The sequence below is a fragment of the Candidatus Omnitrophota bacterium genome, assembly GCA_018830005.1.
In the GTDB taxonomy this organism is placed as follows: Bacteria; Omnitrophota; Gorgyraeia; order JAHJTE01; family JAHJTE01; genus JAHJTE01.
In genome coordinates this window covers 100,029-117,244 of record JAHJTE010000002.1, presented here as the reverse complement: position 1 = coordinate 117,244, position 17,216 = coordinate 100,029, and the positions used below count along the sequence as shown (strand labels likewise).

Annotated in this window: 19 protein-coding genes; all 19 read left to right on the top strand. The window is 36.1% G+C overall.

The window, feature by feature from the left end; genetic code table 11:
- The first annotated feature begins 27 nt into the window (after nucleotides 1-27).
- Nucleotides 28-666 (top strand): hypothetical protein, encoded by a 639-nt coding sequence (locus tag KJ593_05195; protein MBU2541279.1) that lies wholly within the window; start codon nucleotides 28-30, stop codon nucleotides 664-666.
- A complete protein-coding gene (locus KJ593_05190) occupies nucleotides 663-1,469 on the top strand; it encodes a nucleotidyl transferase AbiEii/AbiGii toxin family protein (protein MBU2541278.1) in 807 nt (268 codons plus the stop codon). The genes KJ593_05195 and KJ593_05190 overlap by 4 nt, the downstream gene beginning before the upstream one ends.
- Nucleotides 1,470-1,489: 20 nt before the next feature.
- Complete coding sequence (locus KJ593_05185; GenBank protein ID MBU2541277.1) at nucleotides 1,490-1,759, top strand: cupin domain-containing protein; 270 nt, start codon at nucleotides 1,490-1,492, stop codon at nucleotides 1,757-1,759.
- A gap of 25 nt (nucleotides 1,760-1,784) precedes the next feature.
- Complete coding sequence (locus tag KJ593_05180) at nucleotides 1,785-2,147, top strand: hypothetical protein (GenBank protein MBU2541276.1); 363 nt, start codon at nucleotides 1,785-1,787, stop codon at nucleotides 2,145-2,147.
- Between the two features lie 13 nt (nucleotides 2,148-2,160).
- Nucleotides 2,161-2,517: a peptide chain release factor-like protein gene (locus KJ593_05175; protein MBU2541275.1), complete on the top strand. Its 357-nt coding sequence runs from the start codon at nucleotides 2,161-2,163 to the stop codon at nucleotides 2,515-2,517.
- A gap of 358 nt (nucleotides 2,518-2,875) precedes the next feature.
- Nucleotides 2,876-3,118: a helix-turn-helix domain-containing protein gene (locus tag KJ593_05170; protein ID MBU2541274.1), complete on the top strand. Its 243-nt coding sequence runs from the start codon at nucleotides 2,876-2,878 to the stop codon at nucleotides 3,116-3,118.
- Nucleotides 3,111-3,920 carry a polysaccharide export protein gene (locus KJ593_05165; GenBank protein MBU2541273.1) on the top strand — a complete coding sequence of 270 codons (810 nt, stop codon included), beginning with the start codon at nucleotides 3,111-3,113 and terminating at the stop codon, nucleotides 3,918-3,920. The genes KJ593_05170 and KJ593_05165 overlap by 8 nt, the downstream gene beginning before the upstream one ends.
- 14 nt (nucleotides 3,921-3,934) lie before the next feature.
- Nucleotides 3,935-5,251: a hypothetical protein gene (locus KJ593_05160; protein MBU2541272.1), complete on the top strand. Its 1,317-nt coding sequence runs from the start codon at nucleotides 3,935-3,937 to the stop codon at nucleotides 5,249-5,251.
- Nucleotides 5,252-5,260: 9 nt separating this feature from the next.
- Nucleotides 5,261-6,088, top strand: a complete 828-nt coding sequence (locus tag KJ593_05155; protein ID MBU2541271.1) for an AAA family ATPase — start codon at nucleotides 5,261-5,263, stop codon at nucleotides 6,086-6,088.
- On the top strand, nucleotides 6,081-6,869 hold the full coding sequence (locus tag KJ593_05150; protein MBU2541270.1) for a CpsD/CapB family tyrosine-protein kinase: 789 nt from the start codon (nucleotides 6,081-6,083) through the stop codon (nucleotides 6,867-6,869). Before KJ593_05155 ends, KJ593_05150 begins: the two co-directional genes overlap by 8 nt.
- 55 nt (nucleotides 6,870-6,924) lie before the next feature.
- The gene (locus KJ593_05145; GenBank protein MBU2541269.1) at nucleotides 6,925-7,779 is read left to right on the top strand and encodes a class I SAM-dependent methyltransferase; all 855 of its coding nucleotides are present in this window, start codon (nucleotides 6,925-6,927) and stop codon (nucleotides 7,777-7,779) included.
- An 80-nt stretch (nucleotides 7,780-7,859) separates the two neighbouring features.
- Nucleotides 7,860-8,681 (top strand): DUF3473 domain-containing protein, encoded by an 822-nt coding sequence (locus KJ593_05140; GenBank protein ID MBU2541268.1) that lies wholly within the window; start codon nucleotides 7,860-7,862, stop codon nucleotides 8,679-8,681.
- A complete protein-coding gene (locus KJ593_05135) occupies nucleotides 8,678-9,331 on the top strand; it encodes a class I SAM-dependent methyltransferase (protein MBU2541267.1) in 654 nt (217 codons plus the stop codon). The genes KJ593_05140 and KJ593_05135 overlap by 4 nt, the downstream gene beginning before the upstream one ends.
- Before the next feature lie 75 nt (nucleotides 9,332-9,406).
- Nucleotides 9,407-10,852 carry a lipopolysaccharide biosynthesis protein gene (locus KJ593_05130; protein MBU2541266.1) on the top strand — a complete coding sequence of 482 codons (1,446 nt, stop codon included), beginning with the start codon at nucleotides 9,407-9,409 and terminating at the stop codon, nucleotides 10,850-10,852.
- A gap of 180 nt (nucleotides 10,853-11,032) precedes the next feature.
- Nucleotides 11,033-12,877 carry a hypothetical protein gene (locus KJ593_05125; protein ID MBU2541265.1) on the top strand — a complete coding sequence of 615 codons (1,845 nt, stop codon included), beginning with the start codon at nucleotides 11,033-11,035 and terminating at the stop codon, nucleotides 12,875-12,877.
- 38 nt (nucleotides 12,878-12,915) lie between these two features.
- Nucleotides 12,916-13,647, top strand: a complete 732-nt coding sequence (locus KJ593_05120; GenBank protein MBU2541264.1) for a GNAT family N-acetyltransferase — start codon at nucleotides 12,916-12,918, stop codon at nucleotides 13,645-13,647.
- A gap of 18 nt (nucleotides 13,648-13,665) precedes the next feature.
- Complete coding sequence (locus KJ593_05115) at nucleotides 13,666-14,904, top strand: hypothetical protein (protein MBU2541263.1); 1,239 nt, start codon at nucleotides 13,666-13,668, stop codon at nucleotides 14,902-14,904.
- A 19-nt stretch (nucleotides 14,905-14,923) separates the two neighbouring features.
- The gene (locus KJ593_05110; protein ID MBU2541262.1) at nucleotides 14,924-16,003 is read left to right on the top strand and encodes a polysaccharide pyruvyl transferase family protein; all 1,080 of its coding nucleotides are present in this window, start codon (nucleotides 14,924-14,926) and stop codon (nucleotides 16,001-16,003) included.
- Nucleotides 16,004-16,058: 55 nt separating this feature from the next.
- Entirely contained in the window at nucleotides 16,059-17,216 is a 1,158-nt protein-coding gene (locus KJ593_05105; GenBank protein MBU2541261.1) for a glycosyltransferase family 4 protein, read from the top strand.

Sequence of the window (17,216 nt, the reverse complement as noted above, 5' to 3'; positions counted from 1 at the left end):
ACTTAACAAATATGTTATGTTATTGTTATGGATTGGGAAGAATTCTTAAAGATTACAAGTAAATTACCAGTAATTAATCCCGAAGCTTTGCTTGCAGGCGTATCTAACCCTGCTTTGGTCGAAGTGCAAATTAGTCGTTGGAAAAAGGCAGGCAAGATTATCCAGCTTAAAAAAGGTATGTATTTATTGGCAGAGCCGTATCGCAAGATCGAGGTTTACGAACCTTATCTGGCTGCTGTTTTAAAAACACCTTCATATATTAGTTTAGAAAAAGCATTTGAGTACCATAATTTGATTCCTGAGGCAACAACTGTATTTACATCAGTTACTACAAAAAGAGAAGCAAGGTTTGTATCCAAAGCAGGGATTTTTGATTATAGGCATATTAAAGAGTCTCTTTTTTGGGGCTATAGCTCCGTTACTGTTAATAAACAGACAGCCTTTATTGCATCTTGCGAGAAAGCGCTTCTTGATTTTTTCTATGTAAAGAGACTAAAGGTCTCTTTAGATTATCTAAAGGGATTAAGGCTTCAGAATCTAGAGAAAGTAAATGTTAAGAAACTATTGGAATATGCGCAGCGATTTAAGAAACCAAAGATGTTAAAGGTAGCCAAGGCAATCAAGGAATATAGGGTCGCTAGCAAGAAGGGAGAAAAGGTGTTGTGAAGGATTACTGCTTAGAATTAGTAGGGGCAAAGAATGGTTTTAACGCAAAATTGAATATTATGCGTGAATACCTGCAGGCATATATCTTAAGGATTATGCATGATGAAGGGGTATTTCGTTCTACCGCATTTTTAGGCGGTACGGCATTACGCTTTCTATATAATCTGCCACGCTTCTCAGAAGACTTAGATTTTTCTCTGACAAGAGAAAAGGAGTATGAGTTTGTTGAACTGGTGGCGAAAATAAAGCAGGAATTAAAACTGGCTGGTTACGATATTTCTATTTCCTATAAACATGAGAAAACTGTTCAAAATGCAATGGTTAAGTTCGAGAGATTAATGCATGAGGCTGGAATTTCTCCTTATAAAGAGCAAAAGTTTTCAGTAAAGCTTGAGATTGATACAAATCCGCCAAAAGGAGCAGTATTAAAGACAGATATCGTTAATAAGTATTTCCCAATTTCTTTTTTATCCTATGATGTTTCTTCGCTTTTTGCCGGTAAGTTTAGTGCACTGTTGAGCAGGAAATATACCAAGGGCAGAGATTTTTTTGACCTGGGATGGTATCTTTCGCGCTGGAGAGATATCTCGCCCAATATTACCCTCTTACAAAACGCCCTTAAGCAAACTGGGTGGAAGAAGGAAATGCCATCAGAGAATACCTGGCAGGATTTTATCTTTGAGGTTGTTAAAACAACAGATTGGCAGAAGGTAAGGCAGGATGTAGAGAATTTTCTGGAAAATCCTTCTGATATGGATATTTTCACAAAGGAAAACGTACTCAGCTTAATAAAAGGACGTTGATTACATAGGGAGGTGTTGTTATGGATAAGATAAAGGTTGAGAAACCTACTCAGGAGATGTTAAAACAACAGGGTGTAGATGGTTGGCCAATATGGGAGAAAGAACCATCTTCTTTTGACTGGGAGTATGATCAGATTGAAAAGTGCTTTATTTTAGAAGGCAAGGCAAAGGTGGAATGCGCTGATCAGAGCGTAGAATTCGGCAAAGGTGACTTTGTTGAATTCCCCAAAGGATTGAAGTGTAAATGGAAAATAAGTGAAAAAATAAGAAAACATTTTAATTTCGAATAATCCTTAGCTAATAAAGGAGGCAGAGATGAAGAAAAAGAATATCGAAAAGCAGATCAAAAAACAACTTAAAGAATTAGAACCAAAGATAAAGAAGGTAAAGAGAGAACTAAAGAAATTAGAAACAAAAAGCAAGGCCCAGCTTAAGAAATGGAAGCCCGGGATAGAAAAATTTAAGACTGAGGCAATTGATACTGGTATTGAGGCAAGGGCTAATTTTCGCAAACTCTTAAAAGAATACCAGGTCAAAGAGAAAGAATTGGTTAAGAAATTCAATGTTTATAAGAAGGCTTCCGAAGGGGCATTAGGGGACTTAAAAGTCGGGCTGGGTGATGTTTCGAAGGATTTAACTAGCACATTCAAAAAAATAGCGGCTCATTTCAAGAAATAGCTGAAGCCTAGGGATGTATAAGCTTAGTTTACATTTAAGCGATTTAAAGAAACAGACAACTGTTACTTTTTATAGGAGCTCAGGTCCAGGCGGCCAGAGAAAGAATAAGAGAGAGACAGCCGTCCGCCTGCATCATCGGCCTACTGGAGTTACCAGCGTTGCTACAGAGCATCGCTATCAGTCTGCTAATCTAGAACTCGCCTTTCATCGCTTAAAGGATAAACTAAAGCAATTAAGCAAGAAGCCAAAACCGCGTATTCCCACCAATGTATCCCGCGCAAAGCATGAGAAGAGATTAGAGAAGAAAAAGATCCATTCCCAGAAGAAGGTCCTTAGGAGGAAGGTAGGCATTTCTGAAGATCTCTTCTAAGTTTTAAAATTTATAATTTTGATGTTTATTTAGATTTTCTGTTTATATTAATACACATCATGGATATCTCATTGTATAGCAACATGTTAGAGCAATCATTTTTAGTATTTTTTTAAGTATAAATTCTCTTCGTTTAAATTTAGCAACATTCTCCAGTAATACCTAGCCGAAAAGTAATTCCAACCCAAAATAATTTCAATTCATTACCTATTGTAAATAAAAGAGTTACAATATCTGATTAATATATATTTTTTAATGGTGTTAATTGGCATAGATAATGCTGTATTAGTATATATAAGACAATACAGGACATACTAGGACATACTCAGACAGACCAGAAAACGTAATCATAAATTAAATGTTAAAAAACAGGAGGTTAAAATTGGCTAATAATCATGAACATAAAAGAATGACTATAACCGACATAGCCGATCGCATTGGAGTAACACCCAAGACAATTGTGCGTTGGGAGAAATCTGGCAAGGTTACTCGTTCCAAGCGTGATTGGCGTGGTTGGAGGGTCTATGACAAGAAGGACCTTAAAAAATTGAGAGATTTTAAGGAAACGATTATTTATTTTGGGGAGGATGGCGATGAATAAGATAATTAAGATTTTTACTATTGTTTTAGTAATTGGTCTGTTTTTAGTTCCGGCATTTGCCCAGGACAAGACCATAAGGGCAACAGAGATCATCTCCAAGGATGGCAGGACCATGCGAGCTGTTGAGGTGATACCTAAGGACAGTCAAGCAGCCAGTGTTCCAGCCTTAGATTTTGCTAGTTCAATTCCTGCTAATGCCAACTACTTTGATCCATTAAAATACACATTAGGACCTGAGGATGTGGTAGAGATAACTGTAATGCGCCACCCCGAGTTTAGCGGAGTTTATCCTATAAATCTAGAAGGAAAGATACAGTATAAATTTGTAGGAGATATAGAGGTTACAGGTCTTACCAAAAAGGAGCTGGAAGAAAAAATTAAGGAGCTTGTTGCTAATTTCATCATAAGCCCTGAAATAAACATAACCATTTTAGATTATAAAAGCAAGGTTATCTATGTACTTGGAGAGGTAGCAAGACCTGGGAAATATTATATGCGCTCAGAGAATATACCCGTAAGAGAGGCTGTAGTTCAGGCAGGTCTGCCTACCTTAGCTGCTGCTATGCGTAAATGCGAGTTGATAACCCCTTCTGAAAACGGCAAGGGAAAGAAAAAGAAGGTTGATTTGTATTCGATCCTTTACGGTGGAGAACTAAAAAAGAATATAGAGATGAAACCGGGTGATGTATTTTACGTTCCGGCTACGGTAATGGCAAAGATTATGAGAGTAATTAATCCGGTTGTTGCACCAGTTGGAACAGCTGCTTCTGGTGTTCGTTCAGCAACAACCATGACCCCATAAAAAAAGAGGAAAAAATGGAAAATTATGAAAACGCTAAACAAAGAAACCCGGCAGATTATCTAAAGATACTCTTTAGAAGAAAATGGCTGTTTATAACTCCGATATTTGCGGGGTTGGTGATAAGCATTACTCTTGCCTTTACTTTACCGCCAACATATGAATCTTCAACTGTGATTTTGGTTGAGGAAGAGAAGATTATTAATCCTTTAATTCAAGGCCTGGCTGTATCTACTTCAGTTGCACAGAGGATGCGCACCCTACGGGAGCAGATATTAAGCTGGAGCAGTCTGGTAGAGTTAGCTAAAAAGCTGGATTTAGCAAAGAATGTAAAAAACCAGTTAGAATATGAAAATCTTATAAAAAGCTTAAGAAATAATATCCTAGTTCAGATGCGTGGACCTAATATTATAAGATTAGCTTATTTTGGCAAAGAACCTGAAGAGACCCAGCTTATTGCAAAGACTATAACTGATGTATTTATTGAAAAGAACGTTCAGTCCCAGAGTAAAGAAACAGATGTAGCCATAGAATTTATTAAAGACCAGCTAAGGATCTATAAGAGAAAGATAAAGGAAACAGAGATTGCATCATTAGAAGATCAGCTTAAGAAGCTTCTCGGTGATTCTACTGAACAGCACCCCATGGTTAAGGACTTAAGGCAGAAAATACAGGCCCTAAATCAGGAGCTTAATTCTGGAGGATACGAGGTAGGAGATATTGAGAAGCCAGTAACAAATCCAGTATATGAGGCTTTAAAAGAAGAGATAGACAAGGTTACAGGAGATAGCTTGTCTTCAATTGGCGCAACAGCTTATGCTTCCAATGATGCTGCTAATGAGGGCGAAAGCGCAAGAGACTCTATTTATAAATTGCTGTTAATGGATAAGATTGACTCTGTCTTAGCCCGGGATATAAGAGTAAATGAGAATATTTACAATATGCTCTTACAAAAGCTTGAAACTGCAAAGATTACCCAGCGCCTGGAAGTATCAAAAGAAGGGACTCGTTATACTATTTTAGACCCTCCCAGATTACCCTTACAGCCTTCTAAGCCTAAGAAAATACTAGTTATATTCTTAGGTCTTTTCTTTGGAGGTATGGCTGGTACTGGTCTGGTCTTAGGCAGGGAATTTATGGATAAGTCTTTCCTGGATATAGAAGATGCAAAAAGTAATTTAGAGCTCCCTATATTAGGAGCGATTTCCCGGCTTACTACCCAGGAAGAGATTGATAAGGAAAAAAGAAAGAAAAAGATGATAATTATTATTGGTTTAGTAGTCAGCGCATTGCTTATTATCATTTCAATGTTTATGGCTTTCTTTAGAAGCTAGAGGTAAATTATGTACGAAAAATTCTATCAGTTCACTGATAAACCCTTTAACACAACACCAGATTCAAGGTTTTTCTTCCCTAGCTCTAAGCATACAGAGGCCTTAAATAGCCTGATCTATGCTATAAGCGAAAGAAAGGGCTTTGTCGTGATAACAGGTGAGATTGGGGCAGGTAAGACTACTATCTGCAGAACACTCCTTAATAAACTTGATTGTGCTACCAAAGTAGCCCTTATTACCAATAGCCATCTGACTTGCAAGGAGTTGATTGCACAAATTCTAGAAGAGCTAGAAATTGATTTCAAATCAGGAAGTAAACAAAAGCTATTATCTCAACTTAATGCCTACCTTATAAAACAACTCAGTAATGATATAAATGTCGTATTGATAATTGATGAAGCACAGAATTTGACCCCAAAGGTATTAGAAGAGGTGAGGATGCTCTCTAATTTAGAAACTGAAACTGATAAGATGATTCAGATCATACTTATTGGCCAGCCACAATTACGGACAAAATTAGAGCATCCTCGCTTAGAACAATTTAAACAGAGAATCTCTGTCTATTATCACTTAGAAGCGTTAGATAAAAATGAGGCCCAGGATTATATCCGTCATAGGCTAAAGGTAGCAAGTTCAAATGGAGTTGACATATTTAGTCAAGGCGCCTTAGATTCAATCTATACTTACTCAAAAGGAGTCCCCAGGTTAATTAACCTTGTTTGTGATAGCGCGCTTCTTTCCGGATACGTTTACGAAATGAAAACAATAACAAAGAAATTTATAGATGAATCAATAAAAGAATGGAATTTTCTAACTAGGAGAAAAGACAATGGGTAAAATCACCAATGCATTAAAAAAGGCAGCTGAAGAAAGACTGCAAAAGATTGAAAAGTTTGAGGAAAAAGCAGGCATGAAGTTTGAGTTTGTAGTCAAAAAACGCCTTGATTCAAAGATCGACCCTAGGATCGTAAGTTTACACGAACCATCTTCATCTGTGGCAGAGCAATATAAGAAACTTCGCACTAATATCCAGGCAATTGATTCAAAGTACCCGATTAAGGCGATTACTATTACCAGCTCTACTCATGGAGAAGGAAAGACAATTACTGCCATAAACTTAGCAATCTCCATGGCACATGATCTGCATAATAAAAAGATTATACTGGTAGATGCGGATATGCGCAGAGGAAGGATTAGCAAGTATTTAGGATTTAAAGAGGAAGTTGGACTTTCAGATTTATTGAGCAATGGCGCAAATGTAGATGATGCGTTAGTTGATATAGGCATTGCTAATCTCACCGTTTTACCGTCAGGCAAATCCCCCCATAATCCTGCCGAACTCCTGGGCTCACCTCAGTCAAAAAACTTCATTAAAGTCCTCAAGTCAAAGTATGATTATATCATCTTTGATGCACCACCTATTATTCCAGTAACAGATGCTGGTCTCCTAGGGGCTCAAACTGATGGCGTAATAATGGTAGTGCAGACAAACAGAACTCAGAAAGGTGTGCTTAAGCATGGGGAAGGGTTGTTAAGGCAGGCCCAAGCCAAGATTCTAGGATATATCCTTACTAATCTTCAGTATCATATACCTGGGTATCTTTATCGCTACCTCTGATAGTAGTTGTTGGTTATCAGATGTCAGTATTCAGAGTTAAATAGATGATAAATACATGAAAATCTTACGCATTAAGCCTCCTGAGTGGGAAAAAAGGACGCACGAACAACTAAGGCAACATTATGAGGTTGAAAAAGAGTTATCTAATAGGCTTCGTAATGCCCACAAAGAAGAGAGGATTGAATTGTATAATGTTCTTTATGATGAACTATTTCATCGTGTTCCTGGACATTCTCTTTTAGCTCGTAAGCATAGTCACGAAGCAAGAAACGCTGCTGTCCGAAGGCAAATGAGGCTTCTTAAACGATTTTTGTATCCTGAGGCTGTATTTCTTGAAATCGGAGCCGGCGATTGTAGCTTATCGTCTGAGGTTTCTCGATATGTCAAGAATGTCTACGCTGTTGATGTATCAGAGGTCATAACAAAAAACAGTGATTTTTCCAAAAAGCTAAAAGTCATCATTTCCGATGGATGTCATATTCCTATTGAGTCAGAAAGTATAAATATTGCCTATAGTTACCAGCTTATGGAACATCTTCATCCAGAAGATGCCTTTGAGCAACTTAGGGAAATTTATAGGACTTTATCTCGGGGTGGAAAATATATCTGTATTACTCCAAGCCGTCTATCAGGTCCTCATGATATCTCAAAATATTTTGACAATTCTGCGACAGGCTTTCATTTGAAAGAGTATAGTGTGAAGGAACTTAGTCAGCTTTTTAAAGAAGCCGGTTTTTCAAAAGTAACGATATATATTGGAGGGAAGGGGGTTTATATGCGGTGTCCCGCATACTTAGTTGGATGGCTTGAAAATGGCTTGGATCTACTTCCACCGAAACTAAAGGTAGATATAGCTAATACAGCACCATTTAAGGCATTTTTAGGAATACGGGTTGTCGCGGAGAAATAAGCAAAGGTATCAACATAAGAAAAAGCACTAAACAAGTAAACGATTAATTTATCAAAGTTAACGAGAAGGGAATAGAGGAAATGAAAAATGCTATATCTGTTGATTTAGAAGATTGGTTTTGTGTTGAAAATTTAAGCTCAGTTATCAAGAAGGAGGATTGGGGAAAATGCGAACTACGACTAGTAAAAAATACGAGACAAATTCTTGATCTATTTGTCAAATATAACACCAAAGCAACTTTTTTTATTCTTGGTTGGATAGCCGAGCGAGTTCCTGATTTAATTAGTGAAATTGAAGAAAGAGGTCACGAAATAGCCACTCACGGATACTCTCATACCTTGATTACCGAAATGACACCAATTGGTTTTGAAGAAGATTTGAAAAAAGCTCTATATGTCACAAAAAGATGCATAAAGCATGATGAAATTCTAGGATTTCGAGCACCGTCTTTTACAATCAAAAAAGATACATTGTGGGCTCTGGATATTCTTATAAAAAATGGCATTCGGTATGATTCTTCAATTTTTCCCATTAGTTTTCATCCAGATTATGGAATACCAAATTCCCAACTATCTATTTATGAATTTGATAACTCACTTATTGAAGTTCCTTTAAGTTGTGCAGAGTTTTATGGCAGAAGAGTGCCTTGCAGTGGTGGCGGATATTTCCGACTTTTTCCGTATCCTTTAACTAAATTCTTCATAAAACATTGTATGAAGCAAGGTCGTCCTGTTATTTTCTATTTACATCCATGGGAGATAGATAGTAAGCAGCCACGAGTAAAGGTAGGGGGCTTTAAACGGTTCAGGCATTATTATAATTTGGGTAAAACATTTAAAAGGCTTAATAAATTATTAAGTGATTTTGAATTTACTTCAATAAAGGAGATCTTATCTTTATGAATGAAGAGTTCATTAAACAAAAAAAGTTTTGGAATAGAGAAGCAAAAAATTTTGATTCAATCTATTCACACGAAAAAAATAAAATAAAAAACTTACTGGATTCGATATTTAGATGGGATATGTATAAGCGTTATGAGTACGCTATGGAAGCGTCTAAGCCCATTTCTAACAGAATGTTTCTTGATGTAGGATGCGGGACTGGTCTATATTCGCTATCGCTCGCTAAAGATAATGCGCAAAAAGTAGTAGGTATAGATATTTCAGAAACGATGATTAAAATATGTCAGAACCGGGCAAATCAAGAAGGTTTAAATGGAAAATGCTTATTTATTCAAACCGACCTTATAAATTATATGCCGGTTGAGAAATTTGATGTTTGTATTGGTATTGGATTATTTGATTATATTAAAGAGCCACTTCCAGTTTTAGCAAAAATGAAAACTTTAATCCGAGATAAGGCCATTATGAGTTTTCCACGAGCTAAGACGTGGCGATCTGTCTTAAGAATGTTAAGATTAGCATTAAAAGGTTGTAATGTTTATTTTTACACAAAAACAAGTATTGAAAATTTGTTAAAAAAGGCAGGATTTAAAAAATACGATTTTAAAAAAATTGGTCAACTATATTGCGTTATCGTTAACTCAAGCTAACAAAATGTCTATCAAATTTTATAGAAAAATTCATAAATAAAAACAAATACGTATAATACAAAGCGAAATATAAAAATGACTTCCCTAAAGAAACAAACGGTTAATGGAATAAAGTGGCTTGTGGGTTTGAGTTTTATTAGTAGGATTATTTCTCTTGGTACAACGATTGTTTTAGCGCGAATTTTAAATCCAGCTACTTTTGGTTTATTTTCCCTTGCCTTTATAGCTATTGATACCTTAGGTCTATTTAAGAGCATGGGCTTTGATTCAGCACTAATACGTAGAAAAGACGATGTAGAAAAGGCAGCAAACACTGCCTTTTTTATTATTCCCGTGTTGGGCGTGAGCATATATCTGATTTTAGCAATTTCAGCACCGGTGATTGGTAAATTCCTAAATAATCAGGAAGTAGTGGGGGTTGTAAGAGCCTTAGGCGTAATCTTTATTATCAGTTGTTTTGGAAATGTTCCCAGAGCCCTGCTAGAGAAGAGTATGCAGTTTAAAAACATATCAAAGATTGAGATTAGCACAGGAATTATTTATTCTATAACTGCTATTATTTTGGCGATATCTGGGGTAGGAATATGGAGTTTAGTGTTTGCTTATGTATTAAAGACTTTCTGTCAAAATATAATGTTTTGGGTTTTTAGCAAATGGCATCCAAGACTTGAATTTGACAGGAAAATCGCCTTTGAAATGTTTCATTTCGGCAAGTTCCTTTTTCTGGGTGGAGTAGTTTGGTTTTTAAAAATGAATTTAGATAATCTTTTAGTGGGAAAGCTTTTGGGGGTCGCTGCCTTAGGACTATATGCAATCGCTTTTAATTTGGCTAATTTTGCTAGAGATTATTTTGGAGGGAAGGTCCAGCGCGTTATTTTTCCAGCTTATTCCAAACTTCAAGGAAATTTAGATGATTTAAAAAGGGCATCCTTTAAAGTTTTTAAGCATGTTAGTTTAATTGCCCTTCCTTTTGGAGTAGGGCTAATTTTTTTGGCAGAAGAATTATTAAGCTTTGTTTATGGACAGAAGTGGATAGGCGCAATAAGCGTTTTAAAAATTTTAGCAGTCGCAGGTGTTTTTAATAGTCTATCTTCCGGTTTGGGTGGTGTTTTTTTGGCTTGTGGTAAGCCAAAAATTGTCTTTTGGATAACTGCAATGCAGGTAACCATTTTTCTCATATTCATTGTGCCTATGGCAAAATTATTTGGAATAAATGGAGTAGGAATAGTTGTAGGAGCATCAAGTTTTATTGCTTTTATTGTTAGCTTAAGCTTTCAAATGAAAATATTGAATTTTGGTTTAAAACAAGTTTACCTAAACCTCAAACCAGCCTTGATTTCATCTTTAATTATGGCATTAAGTTTAATTTTGATTAAGAATTTTATTATGCCATATAATTTGCTTATTTCATTAAGATTTTTAATCTTATTCTCTTTTGCTATAGCAGTATATGTTTACTCGCTACACAGAATCGAAAGAAACTTTATTATAGAAATGAAGAAGCTAGTATTGTCCCAGTAAAGGCTATAAACAGCAGTCTTAACAAATTGAAAAATGCAATTAAAGAATACAGGAATTATTAATTCGTTTAGAAAAAATGATATATTCCGAATTGCAGCTGCTGAAATGTCGGGTAGCGACAATCTGGTATTCTTAGCAAAAATCGAATGGCAACTTAATAAATAATAAGAAGGCTGGCATATGAGTCATTTTTTCATTCATTTCCATAATAATAAACCCTTAAGTGAGAGTGCTCTCAAAAGCATAGCTGCGAAATTGAAGTTCTTTTCATGGCTTACGACTTCAAAATACCAATTCGATAATGCCCATGTTGTCTATACGCAAAACAAGAATGATACGCTTGATATTTTTGTCGACCGAGATTCAAATCAAATCGCCATCTTAAACGGGTATGTGGGTGAAAAGGTATCTATGGAGAATTCGAAAGATACTTACCAAAAAGCCAATGCCCAATCGCTTTATATGCTTTACAAGAAATCGGGTATATCAGCGTGTATCGGCTTAAACGGCATGTATAACTTTTTTGTTTTGAGCCCTAAAGAACAATTCGCAGAAGTAGCCTTGGATCGGCTGGGAATTTACCAGGTATTTTTTGTAGTTGTAGGCCATGATAGTTTTGTTTTAACGTCGTCTATTATGACTTTGAAGCTCATTCCCGGTTATTCCCCAAAATTGAGTAAGAGAGGCCTGTTTGATTTGTTGTATATGGGGATAGCATTCGAGGAACGCACAATTTTGGAGAATGTTGTTCGTTTGTTGCCGAATTCAAGCTACCGGATAAATAAGGGCGAACTGAAACTGATTGAAGAGAAAGCTTTGCCTTTCTCAGAAAAAAATTGGGGGACTAGCCAGCTACTATTGCTTGATGAGCTTGAATATAGATATACCCATGCGGTTAAACGCCTATTTAAGCCCGGAGATAAGGTACGTTATCTTCAGTCTGGAGGGAAAGATTCCCGACTCTATAGTTATATCTTGAAAAAAGCTAGAATTTCGCCGGAATGTGTCACTTTTGGCGAACCGCATCACAGTGAAGTCTTCCTGGCGCGAGAGGTAAGTCGTGTACAGGGCTTCACCTGGCAACGTTCGCCCATTTGCCGGGATTTCAATATCAATTCTGCTTGGGCATATTTAGGTTTGGATAGTTTTTCTCGTCGCATATTTCCTCTTGACACTTTTGAAACTATAAATAAACTCTCTCAGGGTTGTGATTATGTAACGTCAAGTTACCTAGCGGATCAAATCATCGGTGGCGGGCATCTTCCCAATAAGATGAAATCCTTCAATAGCGAGCAAGAAAAGGCAGCTTACTACTTAAATTTTCCGGGATCGTCGCTTCTCTCTCTTGAGGAACTACGACAGTGTTTTTTGGGAGATGTTGACGATTATGTAAATGATTATAAAAACGAACTCGTCGCCCTTATTCAACGCATCGCGAATTATCCTTACCATCAAATGTGGGGTTTGTGGTTACGGACGAACGGCCGTTTCAAAGTAGGGGGATCAGTTAGAGCACTGGCTACGGCCGATTGTCTTAGGATGCCTCCCATAGACAATGATTTAATGGATTTCGTCTTTTCGCTTCCTCCGGCTTTATTGTTTAGTCGTCTTATTACTGATCTTCTTTTGATCAAAAAAAGTCCGCAGCTTGCAGCGATTCCTTTAGAGCAAAATGCAAAATATGCTGAGGGTTTAGTGAGGGGATTAAAAGCCGAGGTTAAATACAAACTGTGGAAAAACTATAATGAAAAAGTGCGATTCCCCATTATGCGATTATCCGGTTATTTGCCGGTTGTAACTTCGCAGTTTTATGTTGATACATTTTCTCTGCGCAACAAATCTTTTCAAAAACTGATGTCAGAGGCTTTAACTATAGCACCCTGCGTAGAGGGAATATTGGATATTAAGAGCGTTGAGAGGTTAATGAAAAAGGAATTACCGAGTGGTGATGATCATATCTTTTCCGGCAGTGTTCTTAGGTCGTTGGTTACTGTAATTTTTGCTGCAAAAACTTTTAATTCATAATATATCCAAGTAGCAATCTTTATTGGGAGATTTACAGAATGATTCAAGTTCAAGAGGAAGGGGTTAAAGAAAAATTAAAGAATGTATGGCGAAAAGATATTTTTAGTATTCTACGTTCAATAAAAGCTTTATCAACTCGACAGCAAAAAGCAATTGATATTTACATTTTGAATCTTTGGGATAAGTCTCTGTCTTCTAAAGAGGCTGATGAAAAAAAACTACGTTTATGGCAGGAAAAAATCCAGATTAAAACTCTGTCTAAAAACGATAGGACATATTTTGATGAATATCTTGAATTGCGTAAAGATATTTTAGTTAAAAGAAGTGATTTGGAAGATGTTTTAAATTTGGAATCTCGTTATTTCCTAGCTATTCGGGATGCTCGTATTATCGGAGCTATTTGCTTAGTTCTTAAGAAGATTCCCTTGCGGGGAGGTTTTGATTTGGAGATTATTTTTAAAGAAGATCAAGCCTACTTATTTCAATTCTACGTAGTACCTGAATATAGGGGGAATGGATTAGGCTTTTTTCTTAAATCGTACATTACTGATTTTTGTCGTAGACAAGGATATAGATACCTGGTAGGAGCTATAGATCCCAGCAATAATCGTAGTATACATATATTGACAAAACTAGGATACGAAAAATATGCAAGAATCATAGTTTTTGAACAATTTTTAATGAAATGGCATAAATTTAAATGGTTTAAGAATATGATTCGAGGCTTGTTAACACTAAAGCTTTTTGGGAGAAAACCAATCAAACTTTAGTTAGCTGAGGTACGAAAAGTGGAAATCAAAAATATAAGAGAAGAAACAAGAGATGGTTTAAGTCGAGCAGTTGCCACCGTTGTCTGGGAAGATGTAGACAAGGCAAGCCTTGATATTTATTTTGAAACAAGTGATGAATTTAGAGATGATTTGGTAGTCAACCCCAATGCTTTTTTGGTTGGTTGTTGTTTACCAGCTATGTATTTGGGAGAAAAAAGGATAAAAATAGAGGGAGAAGTTTGTTCGATTCTGCATAAGGGCATAGTGACCAATATACAGACCTTCAGAAAATGGTATGGTTCTCAATATAGGCCCATTCAAATTGATGCAAATATAAAGGCAAGTTCAACGTCTACGAATCGGAGAAATCGGGCTGGACTATTTTTTTCAGGAGGAGTGGATTCAATTTTTTCTTTACGCAATAACCGCCTTACTTACCCCCTAAATCACCCCTCTTCTATTAAAGATTGCTTTCTCGTTCATGGGTTCGATATCTACCATGATGAGAATTCAGAAAAAAAGTTTGACATCTTTGATAGAGCAATGAAGAGCGCCGCAGAAGTTGCTAAAGAAGCGCAGGTTAATCTGATACCAGTTTTTACTAATGTTAGACATTTGTATAGTGATGTCGACTTTTGGATTAAATGGTTTCATGGCGCCGCTCTTTCCTCAGTTGCACATTGTTTTACTTCAAGAATAAGTATGATGTATATTGCTTCTACAGATTCTCCGAGAAATTTGCAACCATGGGGATCCCACCCTTCATTAGATCGCAATTATAGCAGCTTAGATTTAAAAATAATTCATGATAAATTATCTGCTAGGATTGAAAAGATTAAAATAATTGCTGATTGGGATATTGCTTTACAGAATTTAAGAGTTTGCACTATCAATCATGATAAATTCTTAAATTGCGGTAGATGTATTAAATGTATTAAAACAATGGCTATGCTGTTAGCAATAGGCAAATTAAAATATGCAGAGGCTTTTCCTATTCATGATCTATCTCCTCAGGAACTCAAAAGAGCTTTCAGGCACCAAAATCAAATTGATTTTAAGATTAATTACCTAGCGCTTGTAGACCTGCTTGAAGCGCAAAAACGCTACGATCTTGCCCGGGCTATTCTTGATGATGCCGGGGCTAAAGGGAATATACGTAGGTTTGATGAGCAATGTCTTGGTGGGAAACTTGCTAAATTATATTCATTTTTTCTTAAAGTTGCTCACAGCGTTAAGTTAAATTTCAATATCAATTAAATGATTTATATTGGATAACATGGCATCTTTTTTATCAATTATTAACTCAGCAGGAAGGAATTGGCGGTATCTATTGCCATTTAAAAGGCGAATAGGGTATATTGGATGGGTAGGCTTTGGTAATCTCGGTGATGAGATAATGTTCGAAGCATTTAAAAGACTTTTTTGTCAGTTTGACGTATTGCCGTTTAAATTTACCCACAAAATTGAATTATTCGAAAAAATTAAAAAAAGGGAAATGTTTCAAGCTGTATGTCAAGGCGGCGGTACACTGATTAATGCTAAAGGATATCATGAAAAATACAGAATAGCCCAAGAAAGATATGGTAAAACTTTCGTTTTTGGGACAGGTGTTAGGAATCCGATTTTTTGGAATAGAGTCAAAAATTGGCAAGATTCACTAAATGAATGGTTAGAAATTTTAAATAAATCAATATTTGTAGGAGTAAGAGGCCCGATATCACAACAATTATTATGCGAGCGAGGATTTGATAAAGCAGAAGTCATTGGCGACATTTCATTATCGTTAGCAAAGCCGGGTATTATTGCGAAAAAAAGGAGGAAAGTTATTGGCATCAATATTGGCGTATCTGATTCTGGACAATGGGGAAGAGACGACGATATTCTAGAGTTTATTGTTAAATTCGCTAATATTATGCTCAGTAAAAAATGGAATATCAAATTCATGCCAGTTTGCGAAAAAGATTTATTGTTTATTAAAACAGCAGCAAGAAAAATTGGTAGGGGTGTATCGGTATTCAATGAATATAAATCAATGCGTAAAATTATGCAATTTTTCGAGACATGCGATTTGTTTGTAGGAGAAAAAATGCATTCTGTTATCTTAGCTATGTGTTCATATACTCCTTCGATTATGCTTGAATACAGACCTAAATGTCTTGATTTTATGATGTCTATGGGGCTTGAGAAATTTAACATGCGGACGGATAATTTATCGCTAGATTTAATAATAGATAATATAAATGAGCTATACGACAATACAGAAATAATTCAGAAGAAAATATTTGATCGTGTTAGTTATTATAAAGATATTCAACGAAAAAGAAGCAATTTTATCTCTGCGGCTATTAATGTTTAAAGTTTAATAATGAAATCATGGATTTATATATTTATTTACGAAATTGGAGACAATTGTGGCAAAATTAAACGTTCTATTCTATGAAGCAAGCTCTGGTTTTGGAGGTTCAGGAAGTAATTTGTACCATATTTTAAAAAACTTGGATATAGATACATTCTTCCCAATTGTTGTTATTCATAACAGAGGGCCTCAATTCAAGCGGATAGAATCAGCTGGGTTTCGGGTTATAGAAATACCGTTTAAAAATGCAGAAGATATTGATAATGCCGGAAAATTACTTTTTTTATTCTTATTTATTTTTCGCGTGATACCGCTTTCGTTTAAACTGTTATTTTTTATTTGGAGGGAAAACATAAAATTAATCCACATAAATACCAATATTATTTCTGGCATTCCTATGATTATCGCAGGGAGATTGTCAAACAGAAAGGTTTTTTGTCATGTTAGGCAAACGCGAAAGCTTATTAGGCGCGAAAGTTTTTTTGTCAGATTCATCAATCAATTTCTTATTTTAAATAAAGCAGCGCTTAAGACTTATCAGAATGATATTCCACAAAACAAAATTAATATTGTGTATGATGGAATTGATTTAGGAGAATTCAATGATGTTCATCCGGAAAAGTTCAAGAATGAATTTGAACTAAATTCTTCTCGGCTCGTGGGTATGGTAGGAAGAATTGTTGAAGGAAAAGGCCAAAAAGAATTTATCTTGGCGGCAAAGTGCGTTATAGAGAATATGCCGGATGTGAAGTTTGTCGTCGTTGGTGATTCGAAAGGTGGAGATAAACAATATTTTTCTGAAGTAAAAAAATTGACTGAAAAAAACGGGCTAACAGAAAACGTGATTTTCACGGGCTGGCGAAACGATATAAAAGATATTATATCCGGTTTGGATATTATGGTTTTGGCGTCAACAACGTTTCCCGAAGGCATGCCAAATGTAATTATTGAAGCTATGGCATTACAAAAACCAGTCATTGTGACGAATATCCCGGGGCCATCTGAGGTTGTTGTTGATAGCGATACCGGATTTATCGTGCCTCCCGGAGACATTGAAGCTATGGTAGAAAAAATGATGTATCTTCTAAAAAACCCCGATGTGGCTAAAACAATGGGCGTGAGGGGACGTAAAAGGGCCGAAGAAGTTTTTAATGTAACGGATGAGGCTCGGAAAATAGAAGAGATATATCGAAGGGCATTGTCGAGAAGCTAA

Coding starts and splice junctions, on each gene's coding strand:
- KJ593_05120 (MBU2541264.1), top strand. CDS start 12,916: ATGATTCAAGTTCAAGAGGAAGGGGTTAAAGAAAAATTAAAGAATGTA.
- KJ593_05175 (MBU2541275.1), top strand. CDS start 2,161: ATGTATAAGCTTAGTTTACATTTAAGCGATTTAAAGAAACAGACAACT.
- KJ593_05110 (MBU2541262.1), top strand. CDS start 14,924: ATGGCATCTTTTTTATCAATTATTAACTCAGCAGGAAGGAATTGGCGG.
- KJ593_05145 (MBU2541269.1), top strand. CDS start 6,925: ATGAAAATCTTACGCATTAAGCCTCCTGAGTGGGAAAAAAGGACGCAC.
- KJ593_05140 (MBU2541268.1), top strand. CDS start 7,860: ATGAAAAATGCTATATCTGTTGATTTAGAAGATTGGTTTTGTGTTGAA.
- KJ593_05150 (MBU2541270.1), top strand. CDS start 6,081: ATGGGTAAAATCACCAATGCATTAAAAAAGGCAGCTGAAGAAAGACTG.
- KJ593_05160 (MBU2541272.1), top strand. CDS start 3,935: ATGGAAAATTATGAAAACGCTAAACAAAGAAACCCGGCAGATTATCTA.
- KJ593_05125 (MBU2541265.1), top strand. CDS start 11,033: ATGAGTCATTTTTTCATTCATTTCCATAATAATAAACCCTTAAGTGAG.
- KJ593_05135 (MBU2541267.1), top strand. CDS start 8,678: ATGAATGAAGAGTTCATTAAACAAAAAAAGTTTTGGAATAGAGAAGCA.
- KJ593_05130 (MBU2541266.1), top strand. CDS start 9,407: ATGACTTCCCTAAAGAAACAAACGGTTAATGGAATAAAGTGGCTTGTG.
- KJ593_05155 (MBU2541271.1), top strand. CDS start 5,261: ATGTACGAAAAATTCTATCAGTTCACTGATAAACCCTTTAACACAACA.
- KJ593_05185 (MBU2541277.1), top strand. CDS start 1,490: ATGGATAAGATAAAGGTTGAGAAACCTACTCAGGAGATGTTAAAACAA.
- KJ593_05165 (MBU2541273.1), top strand. CDS start 3,111: ATGAATAAGATAATTAAGATTTTTACTATTGTTTTAGTAATTGGTCTG.
- KJ593_05180 (MBU2541276.1), top strand. CDS start 1,785: ATGAAGAAAAAGAATATCGAAAAGCAGATCAAAAAACAACTTAAAGAA.
- KJ593_05195 (MBU2541279.1), top strand. CDS start 28: ATGGATTGGGAAGAATTCTTAAAGATTACAAGTAAATTACCAGTAATT.
- KJ593_05170 (MBU2541274.1), top strand. CDS start 2,876: ATGTTAAAAAACAGGAGGTTAAAATTGGCTAATAATCATGAACATAAA.